This is a genomic window from Streptomyces sp. NBC_01224, assembly GCF_036002945.1.
Lineage (GTDB): Bacteria > Actinomycetota > Actinomycetes > Streptomycetales > Streptomycetaceae > Streptomyces.
Map to the genome: position 1 here is coordinate 3,920,817 of NZ_CP108529.1, position 18,243 is coordinate 3,939,059.

General features: G+C 70.3%; 17 protein-coding genes. 10 read left to right on the plus strand and 7 right to left on the minus strand.

The annotated features are described in order from the left end of the window. Positions 1 to 14 precede the first annotated feature (14 nt). Positions 15 to 539: a GNAT family N-acetyltransferase gene (locus OG609_RS17075; protein ID WP_327273600.1), complete on the plus strand. Its 525-nt coding sequence runs from the start codon at positions 15 to 17 to the stop codon at positions 537 to 539. 95 nt (positions 540 to 634) lie between these two features. On the opposite strand, the gene OG609_RS17080 is transcribed toward OG609_RS17075, so the two are convergent. Then, positions 635 to 1,327: a demethylmenaquinone methyltransferase gene (locus OG609_RS17080; protein WP_327273601.1), complete on the minus strand. Its 693-nt coding sequence runs from the start codon at positions 1,325 to 1,327 to the stop codon at positions 635 to 637. 134 nt (positions 1,328 to 1,461) lie between these two features. Here OG609_RS17080 and OG609_RS17085 point away from each other — a divergent pair, with 134 nt between their 5' ends. Then, positions 1,462 to 2,172, plus strand: coding sequence for a DUF3152 domain-containing protein (locus tag OG609_RS17085; RefSeq protein ID WP_327273602.1), 711 nt, complete (start codon positions 1,462 to 1,464; stop codon positions 2,170 to 2,172). 29 nt (positions 2,173 to 2,201) lie between these two features. Here the strand turns inward: OG609_RS17085 and OG609_RS17090 are convergent, their stop codons facing one another. From OG609_RS17090 to OG609_RS17105, 4 genes are all read right to left on the minus strand, one after another. After that, the gene (locus OG609_RS17090; protein ID WP_327273603.1) at positions 2,202 to 2,828 is read right to left on the minus strand and encodes a hypothetical protein; all 627 of its coding nucleotides are present in this window, start codon (positions 2,826 to 2,828) and stop codon (positions 2,202 to 2,204) included. Between the two features lie 7 nt (positions 2,829 to 2,835). Beyond that, positions 2,836 to 4,035 carry a cyclic dehypoxanthinyl futalosine synthase gene (gene mqnC, locus OG609_RS17095; protein ID WP_114246010.1) on the minus strand — a complete coding sequence of 400 codons (1,200 nt, stop codon included), beginning with the start codon at positions 4,033 to 4,035 and terminating at the stop codon, positions 2,836 to 2,838. Between the two features lie 72 nt (positions 4,036 to 4,107). Continuing rightward, positions 4,108 to 5,886: a serine/threonine-protein kinase gene (locus OG609_RS17100; RefSeq protein ID WP_327273604.1), complete on the minus strand. Its 1,779-nt coding sequence runs from the start codon at positions 5,884 to 5,886 to the stop codon at positions 4,108 to 4,110. 374 nt (positions 5,887 to 6,260) lie between these two features. Next, positions 6,261 to 7,139 carry a menaquinone biosynthetic enzyme MqnA/MqnD family protein gene (locus tag OG609_RS17105; RefSeq protein ID WP_327273605.1) on the minus strand — a complete coding sequence of 293 codons (879 nt, stop codon included), beginning with the start codon at positions 7,137 to 7,139 and terminating at the stop codon, positions 6,261 to 6,263. A gap of 378 nt (positions 7,140 to 7,517) precedes the next feature. Between OG609_RS17105 and OG609_RS17110 the strand changes: the two genes are divergently transcribed. After that, entirely contained in the window at positions 7,518 to 7,721 is a 204-nt protein-coding gene (locus OG609_RS17110; protein ID WP_003967102.1) for a cold-shock protein, read from the plus strand. A gap of 174 nt (positions 7,722 to 7,895) precedes the next feature. Beyond that, the gene (locus tag OG609_RS17115) at positions 7,896 to 8,723 is read left to right on the plus strand and encodes a MerR family transcriptional regulator (RefSeq protein ID WP_327273606.1); all 828 of its coding nucleotides are present in this window, start codon (positions 7,896 to 7,898) and stop codon (positions 8,721 to 8,723) included. A gap of 68 nt (positions 8,724 to 8,791) precedes the next feature. Here the strand turns inward: OG609_RS17115 and OG609_RS17120 are convergent, their stop codons facing one another. Beyond that, on the minus strand, positions 8,792 to 10,021 hold the full coding sequence (locus OG609_RS17120; RefSeq protein ID WP_327273607.1) for an amidohydrolase family protein: 1,230 nt from the start codon (positions 10,019 to 10,021) through the stop codon (positions 8,792 to 8,794). 263 nt (positions 10,022 to 10,284) lie between these two features. Between OG609_RS17120 and OG609_RS17125 the strand changes: the two genes are divergently transcribed. The 3 genes from OG609_RS17125 (at position 10,285) to OG609_RS17135 (ending at position 14,210) form a co-directional block, all read left to right on the plus strand. Then, positions 10,285 to 13,251 carry an AfsR/SARP family transcriptional regulator gene (locus tag OG609_RS17125; RefSeq protein ID WP_327273608.1) on the plus strand — a complete coding sequence of 989 codons (2,967 nt, stop codon included), beginning with the start codon at positions 10,285 to 10,287 and terminating at the stop codon, positions 13,249 to 13,251. A gap of 203 nt (positions 13,252 to 13,454) precedes the next feature. Continuing rightward, a complete protein-coding gene (locus OG609_RS17130; RefSeq protein ID WP_327273609.1) occupies positions 13,455 to 13,628 on the plus strand; it encodes a hypothetical protein in 174 nt (57 codons plus the stop codon). A gap of 375 nt (positions 13,629 to 14,003) precedes the next feature. After that, positions 14,004 to 14,210, plus strand: a complete 207-nt coding sequence (locus OG609_RS17135) for a hypothetical protein (RefSeq protein ID WP_327273610.1) — start codon at positions 14,004 to 14,006, stop codon at positions 14,208 to 14,210. 4 nt (positions 14,211 to 14,214) lie between these two features. Here the strand turns inward: OG609_RS17135 and OG609_RS17140 are convergent, their stop codons facing one another. Then, complete coding sequence (locus OG609_RS17140; RefSeq protein ID WP_327273611.1) at positions 14,215 to 15,774, minus strand: FadD3 family acyl-CoA ligase; 1,560 nt, start codon at positions 15,772 to 15,774, stop codon at positions 14,215 to 14,217. A 92-nt stretch (positions 15,775 to 15,866) separates the two neighbouring features. Between OG609_RS17140 and OG609_RS17145 the strand changes: the two genes are divergently transcribed. The 3 genes from OG609_RS17145 to OG609_RS17155 are packed head-to-tail and all read left to right on the plus strand — an operon-like array spanning position 15,867 to position 18,241. Then, complete coding sequence (locus tag OG609_RS17145; RefSeq protein ID WP_327278083.1) at positions 15,867 to 17,015, plus strand: lipid-transfer protein; 1,149 nt, start codon at positions 15,867 to 15,869, stop codon at positions 17,013 to 17,015. Positions 17,016 to 17,020: 5 nt separating this feature from the next. After that, complete coding sequence (locus tag OG609_RS17150) at positions 17,021 to 17,461, plus strand: Zn-ribbon domain-containing OB-fold protein (RefSeq protein ID WP_327273612.1); 441 nt, start codon at positions 17,021 to 17,023, stop codon at positions 17,459 to 17,461. Between the two features lie 6 nt (positions 17,462 to 17,467). After that, positions 17,468 to 18,241, plus strand: coding sequence for an enoyl-CoA hydratase/isomerase family protein (locus tag OG609_RS17155; RefSeq protein WP_327273613.1), 774 nt, complete (start codon positions 17,468 to 17,470; stop codon positions 18,239 to 18,241). The last annotated feature ends 2 nt before the right edge of the window (positions 18,242 to 18,243 follow it).

Below are 18,243 nucleotides of genomic sequence, written 5' to 3' on the forward strand. Positions count from 1 at the left end.
CGAAGGGCTCCCCGATGTCGACCGTGCCTTCCGCCGCTCCCTCCGTACAGTTGCGCGTCCCCACCGACGAGGACGCGCTGTCCTGGCACCGCGCGTTCGACGACCCCGAGGTGATGGAGTTCTTCGGCGGGACGTCGGAGGAGATTTCGATGTACGAGGAGTGGACCGCCCGCCAGCGCCGACTCGACGCCGAGCTGGGCTACTGCCTGTGGACGGTGCTCGGCGAGGACGGCGACGTGGCCGGTTTCACCGGCGCCCAGCCCTGGCCGCAGACCGAGTACGGCCCGGTGGGCGAGATCGAGATCGGCTGGCGGCTGGCCCGCTCGGCCTGGGGCAGGGGTTACGCCACCGCCGCCGCGCGCCTCACCCTGGAACGGCTGCGCGCCGCCGGGGTGGAGGGGGTGGTGGCGACGATCGACCCGCGCAACGAGCGGTCGATCGCCGTGGCCCGGCGGCTGGGGATGGAGCGGGCGGAGAGTTTCACGACTCCGCGGCAGGGCCAGGAAGTGGTCTGCTTCCGGCTGGGGCTGACTCCGTGACGGCGGGGGCCGGTCGATGTCGTTGAGGGACCGGACGGACGGGGCGATGCCGAAACCGCCCGGTTCCCGTCAACGGGAGTCACCGGAGCGTTGCTTCAGGGGCGTACGCCCCGGTGCAGCGCCACCACACCACCGGTGAGATTGCGCCAGGCGACCTTCGACCAGCCGGCCCGCTGGAGCTTGGCCGCGAGCCCGGCCTGGTCGGGCCAGGCGCGGATGGACTCGGCGAGATAGACGTACGCGTCGGGGTTGGACGACACCGCGCGCGCGACCGGCGGCAGCGCCCGCATCAGGTACTCGGTGTACACCGTGCGGAACGGCGCCCAGGTCGGCTGCGAGAACTCGCAGATCACCACCCGGCCGCCCGGCTTCGTCACCCGGTACAGCTCGCGCAGCGCCGCATCCGTGTCCTGGACGTTGCGCAGCCCGAAGGAGATCGTCACCGCGTCGAAGGTCTCGTCGCGGAACGGCAGCCTGGTGGCGTCGCCCGCGGTGAAGGGGAGCCAGGAGTTGCGCTTCTTGCCCTCCTGCAGCATGCCGAGGGAGAAGTCGCAGGGCACGACGTACGCGCCCGTCGCGGCGAAGGGCAGCGAGGACGTCGCCGTGCCCGCGGCCAGGTCGAGGACCTTCTCCGCGGGTCGGGCGTGCACCGCCTTCGCGACCTCCTTGCGCCACAGCCGGGCCTGGCCGAGCGACAGCACATCGTTGGTGAGGTCGTAGTTCGCCGCCACGTCGTCGAACATCGTGGCGACTTCGTGCGGCTGCTTGTCCAAGGAGGCTCGGGTCACCCACCCATTCAAGCAGCCCGGTCTGCGGTGCTCCGCGCCGGTCGCGAGTCGGCCCCGGGTGGACTGAACCAATTGGGTCCATCGGCAGTCAGTACAGAGGGGAGCACCGAGTCACCAGGAGCCAGGGGGCCCAGATGTCCGCACAAGGTGCGCGCCGCCGCAGCCGGCTGATCGTCGCCACCGTCGTCCCGGCGGCGCTGATCTGCGCCGCCGCAGTGGTGGGGCCGCGGTGGAGCGCCGGTGGCGACGGGAAGGCGGCCGCGCCGACCGCGTCCGGGAGCGCGTCGCACATCGGGAGGTTCACCGTCGCTCGCGCGGGCGCCTCGGACACCTCGGACACTCGCAAGGGCAACGCCTACCGGGTCGAGGTGGAGGACGGTTCGGGCGTCGACCCCGACCGTGCCGCCGCCGAGATCGCCCGCATCCTGGCCGCGCCACGGGGCTGGTCGCACCACGGCGAGCACACCTTCCGCCAGGTGACCGGCGGTCCGGCGGGACTGGTCATCCGTATCGCCACCCCCAAGACCACCGACGCCATCTGCGGGCGGAGCGGCCTCGACACCCACGGCGAGGTCAACTGCCGGGTCGGCGCCGACGTCATGGTCAACCTCAAGCGCTGGCAGCAGGGATCACCCGAATTCCACGGCCCGCTCGCCGACTACCGGGCGCTCATCATCAACCACGAGGTCGGACACTGGCTGGGCCACGGCCACAAGACCTGCCCGGGCAAGGGCCGCCCCGCCCCCGCGATGATGCAGCAGATCTACGGGCTGAAGGGGTGCGTCTCGAACCCCTGGCCGTACGACGCCAAGGGGCATTACCTGGGCGGCCCGTCGGTACCGTGACGGGCCCGCCCCTGAACGCCGGACAGACCTCAGCTGCGGCGGAAGACCAGCCGTCCGCCGAGCACCGTCGCCGTGCAGCTCCCGGCGCCCTCGGCGCGCAGCGCCGCCAGGTCCCGTACGCCGAACACCGCAAGATCCGCGGGCGCGCCGACGGCCAGTACCGCCGCGAACGCGTCGGCCGGCTCCGGTACGGACGCCAACGGGTCGAGGGAGACGGGCTCGGGAGCCGGTCCCGGAGGATGGACGCGCAGTCCCGAGCGGGCGACCGCCGTGCGCACGGCGGGGCGGGTGAAGGGGCCCCGGACGGCGGTCGTGCCGTGCCGCAGCATCCGTTGCAGTCCGCGCCGGGCACTCGCGCCCCAGCGGGCGTCGTCCATGCCGAGCGCGGTGAGCGCGTCACCGGTGAGCGGGTCGCCGCCGAGCTCGTCCGCCTCGCGCGGATCCGGGTGGTAGGCGGCCTCCAGCAGCGCCGGTGCCCCCGCGTTCAGCAGCCCCGGGGTGATCAGACCGGACCACCGCCGGATCCGGGCCTGCGGACGGGCGGCGGTCAGCTCCCCGTACGTACCGATGGCGACGACCACACTGCCGTCCACGGCCACGGAGTCCGCCCCGTCCGGGGCGCCGTGCACCGCGTCGGCGGCATGAACGGTCAGCAAAGCGGCCTCAGTTGGCGTTGAGGAGCTTCAGCTCCGGGTGTGCCGTGCCGCCCTCGATCGCCGTGGACGAGATGTGCGAGACCACCCGCTCGTCGACCGGGTCGTTCGCCGGGTCGTCGTGGACGACGAGGTGCTCGTACGTCGTGGCGCGCTGCGCCGGTACGCGGCCCGCCTTGCGGATCAGGTCGATGATCTCCAGCCGGTTGGAGCGGTGCTTGGCGCCGGCCGAGGAGACGACGTTCTCCTCCAGCATGATCGAGCCGAGGTCGTCGGCGCCGTAGTGCAGCGACAGCTGGCCGACCTCCTTGCCGGTGGTCAGCCAGGAGCCCTGGATGTGCGCGACGTTGTCGAGGAAGATCCGGGCGATGGCGATCATCCGCAGGTACTCGAAGAGCGTCGCCTGCGTCTGGCCCTTCAGGTGGTTGTTCTCCGGCTGGTACGTGTACGGGATGAACGCGCGGAAGCCACCCGTCCGGTCCTGTACGTCGCGGATCATCCGCAGGTGCTCGATGCGCTCGGCGTTGGTCTCGCCGGTGCCCATCAGCATGGTGGAGGTGGACTCGACACCGAGGCGGTGCGCGGCCTCCATGATCTCCAGCCAGCGCTCACCGGACTCCTTGAGCGGGGCGATCGCCTTGCGCGGCCTGGCCGGCAGCAGCTCGGCGCCCGCTCCCGCGAAGGAGTCGAGACCGGCGGCGTGGATGCGCTGGATGGCCTCCTCGACGGAGACCTTGGAGATCCGGGCCATGTGCTCGACCTCGGAGGCGCCGAGCGAGTGGATGACGAGCTGCGGGAACGCCTTCTTGATGGCGGAGAAGTGCTCCTCGTAGTACTCGACGCCGTAGTCCGGGTGGTGCCCGCCCTGGAACATGATCTGCGTGCCGCCGAGTTCGACGGTCTCCGCGCAGCGGCGCAGGATGTCGTCGAGGTCGCGGGACCAGCCCTTGGCGGTGTCCTTGGGCGCGGCGTAGAAGGCGCAGAACCTGCAGGCCGTGACGCACACGTTCGTGTAGTTGATGTTGCGCTCGATGATGTACGTCGCGATGTGCTCCGTACCGGCGTAACGGCGTCGGCGTACGGCATCGGCGGCCGCACCCAGTGCGTGCAGCGGCGCCGACCGGTAGAGGTCGAGGGCCTCCTCCGGGGTGATCCGACCGCCCTCGGCGGCTCGGTCGAGGATGGGCTGAAGGTCGGCCTTCTCGGTCACCGGGCTGTCACCTTTCGGCGGTTTTTCAAGGGATCTACGGACCGGTTCAGCCTACGCCAGCGCCTGTCGGGGTCAGCTGCCGGACCGGGTGAGCGTGCCGTACGGACGTCCCGCGCCGCTCTCCTCGGACCGGAAACGGAGGGTGCCGTCGGCGGCGCGCGTGAAGTGGACGTCGGTGGTGGTGGAGGTGCAGAAGGTCGGGTCGCCGGGGCGTTCGGGGTCGGCGCGCTCCCGGAGCGTCAGTTCCTTGTCGGTGCCGGACGAGAGGCTGGCGACGCTGTTGCAGCGGACGGTCAGTCCGAGAGCGCTGACCTCCGTGGTCATACGGACCACGTCCGCGCCTTTCTTCCCCTCGGTGAACACGGCGGTGAGCGTGCCGTGCGACTGCCCGGAGCTCTTCTCGGTGATCGGGCCCTTCCACGTGCCGATGAACGCCTTCGGGAGTTCGCTGATCTGCTCCTGGCCACCCGTGCCCGAGTCCGATGGCTGCGACGGCCGCCCGGAGGGCGTGGCGGCCGTCGGGGTGTGGCCGACATCGCCGTGTTCGGCGGTGTCCCGGCCGCCGCCGCCCGGCATCAGATCGAAGATGTACGCACTGCCCACGGTCACGGCGGCGAGGGCGCCCGCCACGGCGAGGGCGACAGTGCAGCTCAGCCTCCGGCCACGGTGCGCATCGGGGCGGGCCGAGTCCGCGCTGACGGTGACGGAGAAACGGTCGGGCGTACGTTGCCCGGGCAGCCCGGACGACCCGGTCGGCCGCGACGTCCCGGCCGACTCGGCCGTACCGGCGGTCGCCGGCCACGAGGGCGGCCCGTTCGGCCGGGGCGGCCGAGTCGGTTCATGCGACGGGAACGGCTCGATCGGCGGACCGAACCCACCGCCCGCACCACCTGCGCCGTTGGCGCCCCACGCCGCACTGCTGAACGGCACCGGCCCCGACTGCACCGGCGCGTCCTGCGGTTCCAGGTCCAGCAGTGCGACCGCCGCCCGGCTGACCTCGCGCACCAGAGGGCCCGGCAGCCAGCCCGCCGCCACCAGCGCCGCCGCCCCGCCCGGTGCCAGCTGCCGGGCCAGCTCCGTGGGGGTCGGCCGGTCCTCCGGGTCCTTCGCCAGACAGCCGGCGACGACGTCCCGCAGCTCCCCCTCCAGCTCCCCCAGCTCGGGCTCCTCGTGCACCACCTTGTAGAGCAACACGGCCGAGGAGTCGCCGAGAAAGGGGGCGGTACCGGTCGCCGCGTACGCGAGCACCGCGCCGAGCGAGAAGACATCGGCCGCGCCCGAGATGTCCACGCCCCGGATCTGCTCCGGTGCCATGTAGCCCGGCGAGCCGACCGAGACCCCGGTGGAGGTGAGCGAGGCGGTGGCACCGATGGCGTGGGCGATCCCGAAGTCGATCAGCCGGGGGCCGTCGAGGGCGAGCAGCACGTTGGACGGCTTCACATCGCGGTGGATGAGGCCCTGCTCGTGCACCGCGGCCAGCGCCTCCCCGAGTCCGGCACCCAGCGTCCGCACCGCGTGCTCGGGCAGCGGCCCGTGCTCGGCGACCGCGGTGGACAGCGGGGGCCCGGCCACATAGCCGGTGGCCACCCAGGGAATGGGGGCGTCCGGGTCGGCGTCCAGGACGGGCGCCGTCCACTGCGCACCGATCCGCCGTGCCGCGTCCACCTCCCGCCGGAAGCGGGCCCGGAACTGCTCGTCGAGAGCGAAGTGGGGGTGCACGACCTTGACCGCGACGGTACGTCCGCCCGCGCTGCGCCCCAGATAGACCCGGCCCATGCCGCCCGCACCGAGCCTGCCGAGCAGTCGGTAGGCACCGATGGTCAGCGGTTCGCCGGCTTCGAGCGGCTGCATATGGACTCCCCCTGTGGACCGGCCGGACCTCCGACCGAAGCCTAGGGGCGAAGGTCATCGGGTCACAGAGGAAACCATCCGCCGATTTCACCCCTAAGGGAACGAACAACGGCTTTCGACACAACAAAAGGCGTGAATGCGTCGTTCACCCGAGCGATTCCGGAACACGACCGGGACTCTCCCCCGACACCATCCGGGAATCGACTATTCGACGCGTATTAACCCGAATCGATAGCCGGACCGGGAGAAGGGGTGAGAGCGGGCGCGGGAAGAGATATCAACCGCAGGGGTACAGGATTCCCCTATAGCCCTGACCATTCCGCGCACGGCGTACTCGGCGCACGGCCGGCGTCCCGCCCCGCCCCGCCGCCCGGTCAGCCGCCGAGCAGCTCGACCTTCACGTCCGCCGGGAAGCCGGTCGTCGGACCGACCCGGCGCGCGAACTCCCGTACGCCCGCCAGCTGGTCCGGGCCGAAGCGGAAGTCCAGGGTCGTGAAGTACCGCTCCAGCACCTCCGCGTCGAAGGCCTCCCAGCGTGCCGCCTGTTCCGCGACCTTGGTGACTTCCTCCAGGGAGACGTCCCGCGAGGCCAGGAAGGCCTCGTGCACCTTGCTCACGTGGTGGGGCTCGGCCGCCAGATAGTCCTTGCGGGCCGCCCAGACCGCGAAGACGAACGGCAGCCCGGTCCAGTCCTTCCACATCCGGCCCAGGTCGTGGACCTGGAGACCGAGCCGGGGTGCGTCGTGCAGGTTGGCGCGCAGCGCAGCATCGCCGATCAGCACGGCGGCGTCCGCCTCCTGCATCATCACGCCGAGGTCCGGCGGGCAGGTGTAGTAGTCCGGACTGACCCCGTACCGCTCGGCGAGCAGCAGCTGGGCCAGACGCACGGAGGTGCGCGAGGTCGAACCGAGCGCCACCCGGGCCCGGTCCAGCTGGTCGAGCGGCACCTGCGACACGATCACGCACGACATGACGGACCCGTCGCAGCCCACCGCGATGTCCGGGAAGGCCACCAGTTCGTCGGCGTTGCGGAGGAACTCCACCAGCGTGACAGGGCCGATGTCTAGATCGCCCCTGATCAGCTGCTCACTGAGCTTCTCCGGGGTGTCCTTCGAGAGCTCCAGGTCGAGCAGGGTTCCGGTTCTCGCCAGTCCCCAGTACAGGGGGAGGCAGTTCAGGAACTGGATGTGGCCGACGCGCGGCCGACTGCGACGGTCGTCGCCTGCGACGATTGAGACGGTTGAATTGTCCACATCGCGAGGCTAGACCCGTGGCGCCGCCCGGACGGCACCGGGTGCGCGGGGCGTCACCCGATCCCACGGCCCGGGGCGCACCGATACCGCCCCGGAGGAGCGCGCCAAAGCCTTCCCCCGTACCGCCTGAAGGTGCCTCCACAACACCCTCCGGGACACCCGCTTCGTCAGCTCATCGGCGCCGCTATCAAACATCCGAGTGAAGTGATCTTTCCCTCTACCCTTCCGTACACACTGCGTGCTAGGCTCGACGCAAGTTGCAGTTTGGTTTCCCTTGCAGTACAGAGCCTGCGGAGCATGTAACCCGCAGGCTTTTGTAGTTTTCAGACTTCTTTGCAGGTTCTGGAGCAGGGCAACCCTTTGGCCCAAGGAGGGCTTATGGCTACCGGAACCGTCAAGTGGTTCAACGCTGAAAAGGGCTTCGGCTTCATCGCCCAGGACGGCGGCGGCCCGGATGTCTTCGTTCACTACTCCGCGATCAACGCGTCCGGGTTCCGCTCCCTCGAGGAGAACCAGGTCGTGAACTTCGACGTCACTCAGGGACCCAAGGGTCCGCAGGCTGAGAACGTCACCCCGGCCTAGTTGCCCGGGTCGGCCGATCGCGGCCGGCTAGTAGTACCCAAGGAGCCCCGCTCCTCCGCCTCGGCGGGGGAACGGGGCTCCTGCCTTTCCTCCCGCCTTCTCCCCTCTCGGCGGCATCGGGGCGCTGCGATGCTTGACCTTGACACCGTGTGAAGCAGTGCAGTGGGAGACATCATGTTCACCATCGGAGACTTCGCCCGGTACGGACGGGTGTCGGCCCGGATGCTGCGCCACTACGACGCCATCGGGCTCCTGCACCCCGACCGCACCGACCCCGCCACCGGCTACCGCTTCTACGGGGCCGCCCAGCTCGCACGCCTCAACCGCATCATCGCCCTCAAGGATCTCGGCTTCACGCTCCAGCAGGTGCAGGCCATCCTCGACGAGCAGGTGGGATCGGAGGAACTGCGCGGGATGCTGCGGCTGCGGCGGGCGGAGCTGGAGGAGGCCATGGCGGCTGCGGCCGCACGGCTGGCGCAGGTCGAGGCGAGGCTCCGGTCGATCGAGAGCGAGGGACGCATGTCTGCGGACGATGTGGTGGTCAAGAGTGTTGCCGCGGTACGGGTGGCCGAGCTGACCGGCACCGCGGCGGGCTACGAACCGGAGGACATCACTCCGGTGATCGGCCCGCTGTACGACCGGCTCTTCCCGCTGCTGGGCACGGTGGGTGTCAGCCCGAGCGGCCCCGGGATCGCACACTACGAGGACGCCCCGGAGGGTGGCGGCGCGGTCGTCGTCCACGCCGGGGTGACGGTCTCCGCCCCGGTGGGCCCGCTCGGCGACACCGGGATCACGGTGGTCGAGCTGCCCCCATTCGAAGCGGCGACCATTGTCCACCGGGGTTCGATGGACGGCGTACTGCCGACGGCCCAGGCCCTGGCCCGCTGGATCGACGCCAACGGCTACCGGTCCGCGGGATACGCCCGCGAGATCAGCCTGGAGTGCCCCGAGGACCAGGACAAGTGGGTGACGGAACTCCAGGAGCCGGTCACCACGGCCTGACTCCCTCCGGACGCCCGTAGGCCGAAAGGAACGTGGCACCCTCCGGGTACCACGTTCCTCGGCGCCCTCTACCGTCCTCCGGGCCCCGCCCACAGCCCGTCGTCCGTCAGCCCCAGCAGGTCGATCGCGTTGCGGCGCACGATCCGGTCCACGACATCGGCGTCCAGATGCCCCATCTGCGCCTCACCGACCTCGCGCGACTTGGGCCAGGTGGAGTCGGAGTGCGGGTAGTCCGTCTCGTACAGAACGTTCCCGACGCCGATCGAGTCGAGGTTCTTCAGCCCGAAGGCATCATCGAAGAAGCAGCCGTAGACGTGCTCGGCGAACAGCTCCGACGGCGGACGGTGGACCTTGTCGGCGACGCCGCCCCAGGCCCGGTTCTCCTCCCAGACCACGTCGGCGCGTTCCAGGATGTACGGGATCCAGCCGATCTGACCCTCCGCGTACATGATCCGCAGGTTCGGGAATCGTTCGAACTTGCCGCTCATCAGCCAGTCGACCATCGAGAAGCAGCAGTTGGCGAAGGTAATGGTGGAACCGACGGCGGGCGGGGCGTCGGCCGAGGTGGACGGCATCTTCGAGGAGGAGCCGATGTGCATCGCGATCACCGTCCCCGTCTCGTCACAGGCCCGCAGGAACGGATCCCACTCGTCCGTATGAATGGACGGCAGCCCGAGATGCGGAGGTATTTCGGAGAACGCCACCGCGCGCACACCTCGCGCCGCGTTCCGCCGGACCTCCTCCGCTGCCAACTGCGCGTCCCAGAGCGGGATCAGGGTGAGCGGGATGAGCCGGCCCCGCGCCTCGGGCCCGCACCACTCCTCCACCATCCAGTCGTTGTACGCCCGCACCCCGAGCAGCCCCAGTTCGCGATCCTTCGCTTCAGTGAAGGTCTGGCCGCAGAAGCGGGGGAAGGTGGGGAAACAGAGCGCGGACTGGACATGGTTGACATCCATGTCGGCGAGCCGGTCGGGGACCGAGAACGAACCCGGGCGCATCTGCTCGTACGTGATGACCTCAAGCCTGATCTCGTCCCGGTCGTAGCCGACCGCGGTGTCGAGCCGGGTGAGCGGGCGGTGCAGATCCTCGTACACCCACCAGTCGCCGATCGGCCCGTCGTCGCCCTTCGCACCCATCACAGGCGCGAACTTGCCGCCCATGAAGGTCATTTCCTTGAGCGGCGCGCGAACGATGCGCGGGCCGCGGTCGAGGTACTTGGACGGGAGCCGGTCCCGCCAGACATGAGCGGGCTCCACCGTGTGGTCGTCCACCGAGATGATCTTCGGGAAGGTCTCCATGCCTACCACGGTAGCGTTTATCTGACAAACCGTCAGCTCTTTGTGCCGAGCCCCGTTCCACAATCGTTGTCGAGGGCTTGTGCAGAGAGTCACCCACTGCTGACGTGTCCGCCCATAACAAGGCAGACTGTTGAGCGCGATACCAGCGGTAGCGAGCAATCCGGATCCACCCGTACCGGACCGGCACATGGGCGGGCGATCCGAAACAGACAGCACCAGCACGATCGGCAGGACCGGCGGGGCGAGCAGGGCAGGGGGCAGCAATGGACCGTGACAACGAGCCGCGCGCGCGTGTTCCGGAGCAGCGCGCTCCTGGGCAGCGATCGGCCGACGGCGCCGACCTGCGCTTTTCCGTGCTCGGCCCGGTACGGGCATGGCGGGGCGGCGAGGCGCTGCCGTCCGGTTCACCTCAGCAGCGCGCCCTGCTGACCGCACTGCTTCTGCGCGGCGGTCGCACGGCCACTGCCTCCGAACTCATCGACGCCATCTGGGGCGAGGACCCGCCCTCACAGGCGCTCGCCGCCGTACGCACGTATGCCTCCCGGCTCCGCAAGTTCCTCGACCCGCAGGCGCTGGTCAGCGACGCCGGTGGATACGCGATCCGGACCAGCCACGACGCCCTCGACCTGACCGTGGCTCAGGAGCTCGCGGCCGAGGCGGAGAAGGCCCGGGCCGGTGGCGACCGCTGCCAGGCCCGCGCCCTCTTCAACAAGGCGCTCGGCCTGTGGGACGGCGAGGCCCTGGCTTCCGTGCCCGGACCGTACGCCGAGAATCAGCGCACCCGTCTGGAGGAATGGCGGCTCCAGCTCACCGAAACCCGCCTCGACCTGGACCTGGAGGTCGGCTCCCACGCGGAGGCGGTCTCCGAACTGACCGCGCTCACCGCCGCACACCCGCTGCGCGAACGGCTGCGCGAACTCCTCATGGTCGCCCTGTACCGCAGCGGCCGCCAGGCCGAGGCGCTCGCGGTGTACGCCGACACCCGTCGGCTGCTCGCCGACGAACTGGGCGTCGACCCGCGCCCCGAGCTCTCCCAGCTCCAGCAGCGCATCCTGCAGGCCGACGAGGAACTGGCCCGCCCTGCCGACGAACCGGCGCCGGCGCCCGCGCCGGTGCGCCCGGCCCAGCTCCCGGCCACCGTCCCGGACTTCACCGGCCGCGCCTCCTTCGTACGGGATCTGGGCGACCGGCTGGCGACCGCCGAGGGTTCGGTCATGGCTGTCTCGGCACTGGCCGGCATCGGCGGCGTCGGCAAGACGACCCTCGCCGTGCACGTCGCCCACCAGGCGCGCCAGCACTTCCCGGACGGCCAGTTGTACGTGGACCTCCAGGGCGCCGGCGCCCGCGCCGCCGAACCGGAGACGGTCCTCGGCGCCTTCCTGCGCGCCCTCGGCACGGCGGACTCGGCGATCCCCGACTCCCTGGACGAACGCGCCGCGCTCTACCGCTCCACGCTCGACGGCCGCCGCATACTGATCCTCCTCGACAACGCCCATGACGCGGCCCAGATCCGCCCCCTCCTCCCCGGCACCGCGGGCTGCGCAGCCCTGGTCACCAGCCGCGTCCGCATGGTCGACCTGGCCGGCGCGCACCTGGTCGACCTGGACGTGATGTCCCCGGAGGAGGCGCTCCAGCTCTTCACCCGCATCGTGGGCGAGGAGCGCATCAACTCCGAACGCGAGGCCGCCCTCGACGTGGTCGCCGCCTGCGGCTTCCTCCCCCTGGCCATCCGCATCGCCGCCTCCCGCCTGGCCGCACGCCGCACCTGGACGGTCTCCGTCCTGGCCGCCAAACTCGCCGACGAACGCCGCCGCCTGGACGAACTCCAGGCCGGCGACCTCGCGGTGAAGGCCACCTTCGAACTCGGCTACGGCCAACTGGAACCCGCCCAGGCCCGCGCCTTCCGCCTCCTGGGCCTGGCGGACGGCCCCGACATCTCTCTGGCGGCGGCGGCAGCCCTGCTCGACCTGGAAGCCCACGTGGCGGAAGACCTGCTGGAGGCCCTGGTGGACACCAGCCTCCTGGAGTCGGCGGCACCGGGCCGCTACCGCTACCACGACCTGGTGCGCCTCTACGCGCGTTCCTGCGCGGAACGGGACGAAGAGCAGCCACACGAGCGTGAGTTGGCGCTGTCGCGGTTGCTGGACTTCTATCTGGCCACGGCAGCGGGGGTGTATGCGCTGGAGCGGCCGGGGGAGCGCGTACTCGATCACTTCGAACCAACGCTCTGCCCGGGGCTGTCGTTCTCGACCCCTGCAGCGGCGCTGGACTGGCTCTTCAACGAGTCCAGCGGACTGCTTGCATGCGCCCGACAGTCTGCGGCGCAAGGCATGCTCCGCAAAGCCGCTGATCTCCTTATGGCCGCCGTGGATCTGGGCGAATCGGGAGCCAATTCGCACCAGTTCACCCAGGCAGCGACTGCGGTCTCGGAGGCGGCCCGGACCGCGGGGGACGTTCAGGCGGAGGGTCGCGCGCGCACCATGCTGACCCATGTGCACAGTATCTCGGGCCGGTTCGCCGATGCGGAGAACGACGCACGGCGGGCCTTGGAATTGGGGCTGGCCGCCGGAGACCCGGTCTCATCCAGTCAGGCGCCCAACCAACTCGGAATCATCGCCCTCTACGAGAACCGCCACACCGACGCAGAGGCGCATTTCACCCAAGCTCTGGCTGCCTTCCGGGCGGACAACAACAAGTCGGGTGAAGCATCGGCGCTCTGCAATATGTCCAGGGTCCACCTGGCCACGGACCGGAAGATGAGCGCGGTGAGCCTGGCCCAGCAAGGCATCTCTCTTTACGAATCGGACGGCAGAGAGCAGGCCCTCCGCCTGGCCAACGGTAAGTACGCTCTCGGCCTCGCCTTCACCGGTGCGGGCCAGACATCCCAGGCACGGCAGGTACTCACCGAAGCCCTGAACGTCTTTCGGGACAGCCGGCAGCAATTCTGGCATGGCATGACACTGTTTCGGCTGGCAGAGGCGGACCTGGCCGACCACAAACCTGCGCAAGCCGCCGCACAGGCAGAGCAAGCCCTCGCCGTACTGCACGGAATCGGCGGCGAGTGGAGACGTGCCAACATTCTCACCGTGCTCGGCCTCAGTCTCACCCCTCTCGGTCAGACCGATCGGGCGCAGGCCTGTTGGCGTGAGGCGCTCACGGTCTTCGAAGACCTAGGGGCGACCGAAGCCGACCATGTGCGCGCCCTTCTGCATCCGGTCACAGTGATCTGAGGTTCGTCTGCCGCGTTCATCATTCGTTTATCGCTCCCCGGCATTCTCTTACTCATCGAACCGTCGCGTCGGGGGGCAGACGGGTCGGCGTGTGGCCTCACCGCTAGGGTGAACGGCCCTGGAATGCCCGTCCGGCGATCCACGGGGGAACCGCCGGACGGGCACACCACCCACTACGTCCACACTTTCAGGAGTTGACCTTCATGGCCGACAACAACAGCATCCTCAAGCCGACCGACGCCCACGCATCTGGCGAGGAGATCACCACGCAGGACGCTCACGCGTCGAGCGAACCTCTCAAGCCGGCGGATGCGCACGCATCGGGCGAGGAGATCACCACCCTGGACGCCCACGCGTCGGCACCGAAGCCCAACTAAGACCTTTACCCGCACGGGGAGCGGCCGCGGCGGCGCGGAGGGGGAGCCGTCGCGGCCGCTGCATGTCTGCGTTCGGTCAGCGCAATCGCGCCACCGTTCGACCGGTTCTCGTCAGATGGGTACCGCCATCGCCTCCCCCTGTCACTGGCGTCATTCCACGTCCGGACAATCGCTCCCATCACAGGAGTTGGAACGACCCGCACGAAGAAGACGCTCGTCGCAGCCGCGTTCGCTGTGGCCCTCGGCCTGGGGGCGGCCACCCCGGCCCTGGCCGATTCCCATGCAAGCGGCGACACCCCCGTTACTACCCAGGACTCGCACGCCAGCGTGGTAACCCCGCAGGACTCGCACGCCAGCTGAGTCACCCGCACGCAAGTGGGGCCCGAGCCATCGGCTCGGGCCCCACTTCGACCGCGCAGGGCAGCTGCCCCCGGCAACCGGCTCCGCTCGCTCGACGCGCTGCACCTCGCCGCGGCGCAAGAACTGGGACAGGCACTCATCGCCTTCGTCGTGTACGACAAACGGCTCGTCGAATCCGCACAGTCGCTGGGGCTGCCGGTCGAGAGCCCCGGAGCAGCCTGACGAGTCAGACCTCCCGCCCCCGCAGCTCCCCCTTCACCACCTTGCCGCTCGCATTGCGCGGCAGCTCGGTCACGAACTCCACCGCCCTCGGGACCTTGTAGTTCGCCATCTCGCGCCTCGACCAGGCGATCAGGTCGTCGGCCGTCACCGTCGCGCCCGGTCTGCGGACCGCGTAGGCCTTGCCCACCTCGCCCAGTCGGGGGTCCGGGACGCCGATCACCGCCACGTCGGCCACGTCCGGGTGCAGGCCGAGGAGCTGTTCGATCTCGGCGGGGTACGCGTTGAAGCCGCCGACGATGAACATGTCCTTGATCCGGTCGGTGATCCGGAGGTTGCCGTCCTCGTCGAGGACACCCACGTCGCCCGTGTGGAGCCAGCCGTCGGCGGTGATCGTGGCGGCCGTGGTCTCCGGGTCCTCGAAGTAGCCCTGCATCACGTTGAACCCGCGGACCAGGACCTCGCCGGGCGCGCCGGCGGCGGCCAGGACGCGGATCTCCGTGTCGTCGATCGCCCGGCCGGACGTCGAGGCGATCGTCTCCACCGGGTCGCCGCGGCGGCACATGGTGACGATGCCGCTCGCTTCGGAGAGGCCGTACGCGGTGAGGACCGTCGCTATGCCGAGCTCCGTGCGCAGGCGTTCAACCAGTCGCAGGGGGACCACCGCCGCGCCCGTCACCACCAGGCGGAGGGCGGAGAGGTCGTGGGCGCCCCGGGCCGGGTGGTCCAGGAGGGACTGGTGGAGGGTGGGCGGGCCCGGCAGGACCGAGATGCGTTCGGCGGCGATGTTGGCCAGGGCCGTGTCCACGTTGAACACCGGTTGCGGGACCATCGTCGCGCCCCGCATCAGGCACGCGATGATGCCTGCCTTGTAGCCGAAGGTGTGGAAGAAGGGATTCACGATCAGATAGCGGTCGCCCTCGCGCAGATCGGCCAGTTCGCTCCAGATCGCGTAGCAGCGCAGGGTCTGGGCATGGGTGATGACGGCGCCCTTGGGCCGGCCCGTGGTGCCCGAGGTGTAGATGATGTCGGAGGGGGCCGAGGGGGCGATCGCGTCGGCACGGGACCGCACCTCCGCTCCGGACACCCCCTCCCCCGTCGCCAGGAAGTCCTTCCAGGTGACGTAGTCGTCGGGGGCGCTGTCCGCCAGCACCACCACTCGTTCCAGGTGCGGGAGCTGCACGTCGGCCCGGCGCAGGGACGCCACGTACGACGTACCGAGGAAGGTGCCGGTGACGAAGAGCAGCTTCGCCCGGCTGCGTTCCAGGATGTACGCCGCCTCGGTGCCCTTGAAGCGGGTGTTGAGGGGGACGAGGACCGCCCCCGCCGTGACCGCGCCGAGCGCGGAGACGATCCAGTCCAGGGTGTTCGGGGCCCAGACCGCGACCCGGTCCCCCGGCTCCACGCCCGAGGCCATGCACGCGGCGGCGGCCCGTTCGACTCGGTCGCCGAGTTCGGCGTACGAGATCCGGGCCCGGCCCTCGACGACCGCCTCCCGGTCCCCGTACCGCCGCGCCGCCACCCGTATCAGCTTCGGGATGCTGCCCCATTCCTCGTCGCCGCGCATCGCTCACCCTCCCTGACACAGTAGCTGACTATCCGTCAGATTAGCTGTAGCCTCAGCCGCTGTCAGCAGTCATGACGGTCTCGGAGGTGGCGGTGGCGGCACTCAAGGACGTGACAGCGATAGCCGGCATAGGGCAGACGGCCTTCGCGAAGCAACTGCCCGAATCCGAGAAGACATTGGCCTGTCGGGCCATCGTCGCGGCGCTCGACGACGCGGGCATCGCCGCCTCGGAGGTGGATGCCTTCGCCTCGTACACGATGGAGGAGACCGACGAGGTCGAGATCGCCAAGGCCATCGGGGCGGGCGATGTCACCTTCTTCAGCAAGGTGGGGTACGGGGGCGGGGGCTCGTGCGCGACGATCGCGCATCTCGCCGCCGCCGTGGCGACCGGGCAGGCGAGCGTCGGTGTCGCCTGGCGGTCGCGGAAGCGGGGGTCGGGGCCCCGGCCCTGGAAGAACACCGCCGTGCAACTGCCCACCCCCGCCCAGTGGACCCGTCCGTACGGGCTGCTGCGGCCGGCCGACGAGATCGGGATGCTGGCGCGCAGGTACATGCACGAGTACGGGGCGACCCGCGACCATCTCTTCAACGTCGCGCTCGCCTGCCGCAACCGCGCCAACCAGAACCCGGACGCGGTGATGTACGAGCGGCCGCTGACCCGCGACATGTATATGACCTCGCGCTGGATCAGTGAGCCGCTCTGCCTCTTCGACAACTGCCTGGAGACCGACGGGGCGCTGGCCTGCGTCATCGTCTCGGCGGAGCGGGCCCACGACTGCCGGCAGAAGCCCGTCTACATCCACTCCGTCGCCCAGGGGCTGCCCGCCCAGCACCACGGCATGGTCAATTACTGGAACGACGACCCGCTCACCGGACCCGCCTGGACGGCCGCCCGGCAGCTGTGGAAGCAGGCCGACTTCGGCCCGGACGATGTGGATGTCGCGCAGATCTACGACGCGTTCACCCCGCTCATTCCGCTCTCCCTGGAGGGCTACGGCTTCTGCGGGCGCGGCGAGGGCGCGGCGTTCACCGAGGGCGGGGCGCTGGAGAGCGGCGGGCGGCTGCCCATCAACACCGGGGGCGGCGGGCTCAGCGAGGCGTATGTGCATGGCTTCAACCTCATCAACGAGGGCGTGAAGCAGCTGCGCGGCGTCTCCACCGCCCAGGTACCGAACGCCGGGACGTGTCTGGTCACCGCCGGTGAGGGCGTGCCCACATCTGCCGTACTGCTGAGGAGTTGACCGGGATGGATGCTCTGCTGCTGCCCGTCGTGGACGAGGACGGCGCACCCTTCTGGGAGTACGCGGCCCGCGGCGAACTCCGCGTCCAGGCCTGCGCCGAGCCGGAGTGCGGAAGGCTCCGCTTCCCGCCCCGGCCGTGCTGCCCGCACTGCCAGTCCTTCGAGAGCGAGTGGCGGCCGATGAGCGGACGCGGCCGCATCTGGTCGTACGTGCTGCCGCATCCGCCGCTGCTGCCCGCGTACGCCGCGCAGGCCCCGTACAACGCCGTCGTGGTCGAGCTGGCCGACGCCCCGGACATCCGGCTGGTCGGAAATGTGGTGAGCGGTCCGGACGCCCCGCTGGACTCGGTCGATCCGGGGCGGCTACGGATCGGGGCGCCGGTGCGGGTGGTGTTCTGCCCAACCGGTTCCGGGGCGACCCTGGTGCGTTGGCTGCTGGAGAGGTGATCGGTGATGGCGCTGCGGACGGAGACGGACAAGGAGTCCGGGGTCGCGCTCGTCACCCTCGACCGGCCCGAGAGGCTCAATGCGATCGATCTGGCGACGGCCGCTGAACTGACCGCCGCCTGGCGGGCGTTCCGGTTCGACGACGGAGTACGGGCCGTTGTCGTCACCGGTGCGGGCGGCCGGGCCTTCTGTACGGGGATCGACCGGGGCGTGGAGGTGCCGCAGCCGTCGTCCCCGTACACGATCGACGATCCGCTGATCGCGATCGGGCCGAAGGCGAATGACCTGTGGAAGCCGGTGATCGCGGCCGTGGAGGGGATGGCCTGCGGAGGGGCGTTCTATCTGCTGGGCGAGGCGGAGTTCGTCATCGCGTCCGAGGAGGCGACGTTCTTCGACCCGCACACGACGTACGGCATGGTCAGCGCGTACGAGGCGATCTCCATGGCGCAGCGGATGCCGTTCGGCGAGGTGGCCCGGATGTCCCTGATGGGTACGGCCGAACGGGTCACGGCCCGCCGGGCGTACGAGACCGGGCTGGTCAGTGAGGTGACGGCACCCGGCGGCGCGGTGGCGGCGGCACTGCGGGCGGCGGGGGTGATCGCCTCGTATCCGACGCAGGCGGTCCAGGGGACGGTTCGGGCGGTGTGGTCCGCGAAGGAGGCGGCCAGGGCGCAGGCCATGGCCCACGCCCCGCACCTGATCGCGCTCGGGAACCTGCCGCCGGAGCGGCAGGCCGAGTTGTTCCGGGGGCGGGGCGGCAATGGGTTCCGGATGCGGTGAGG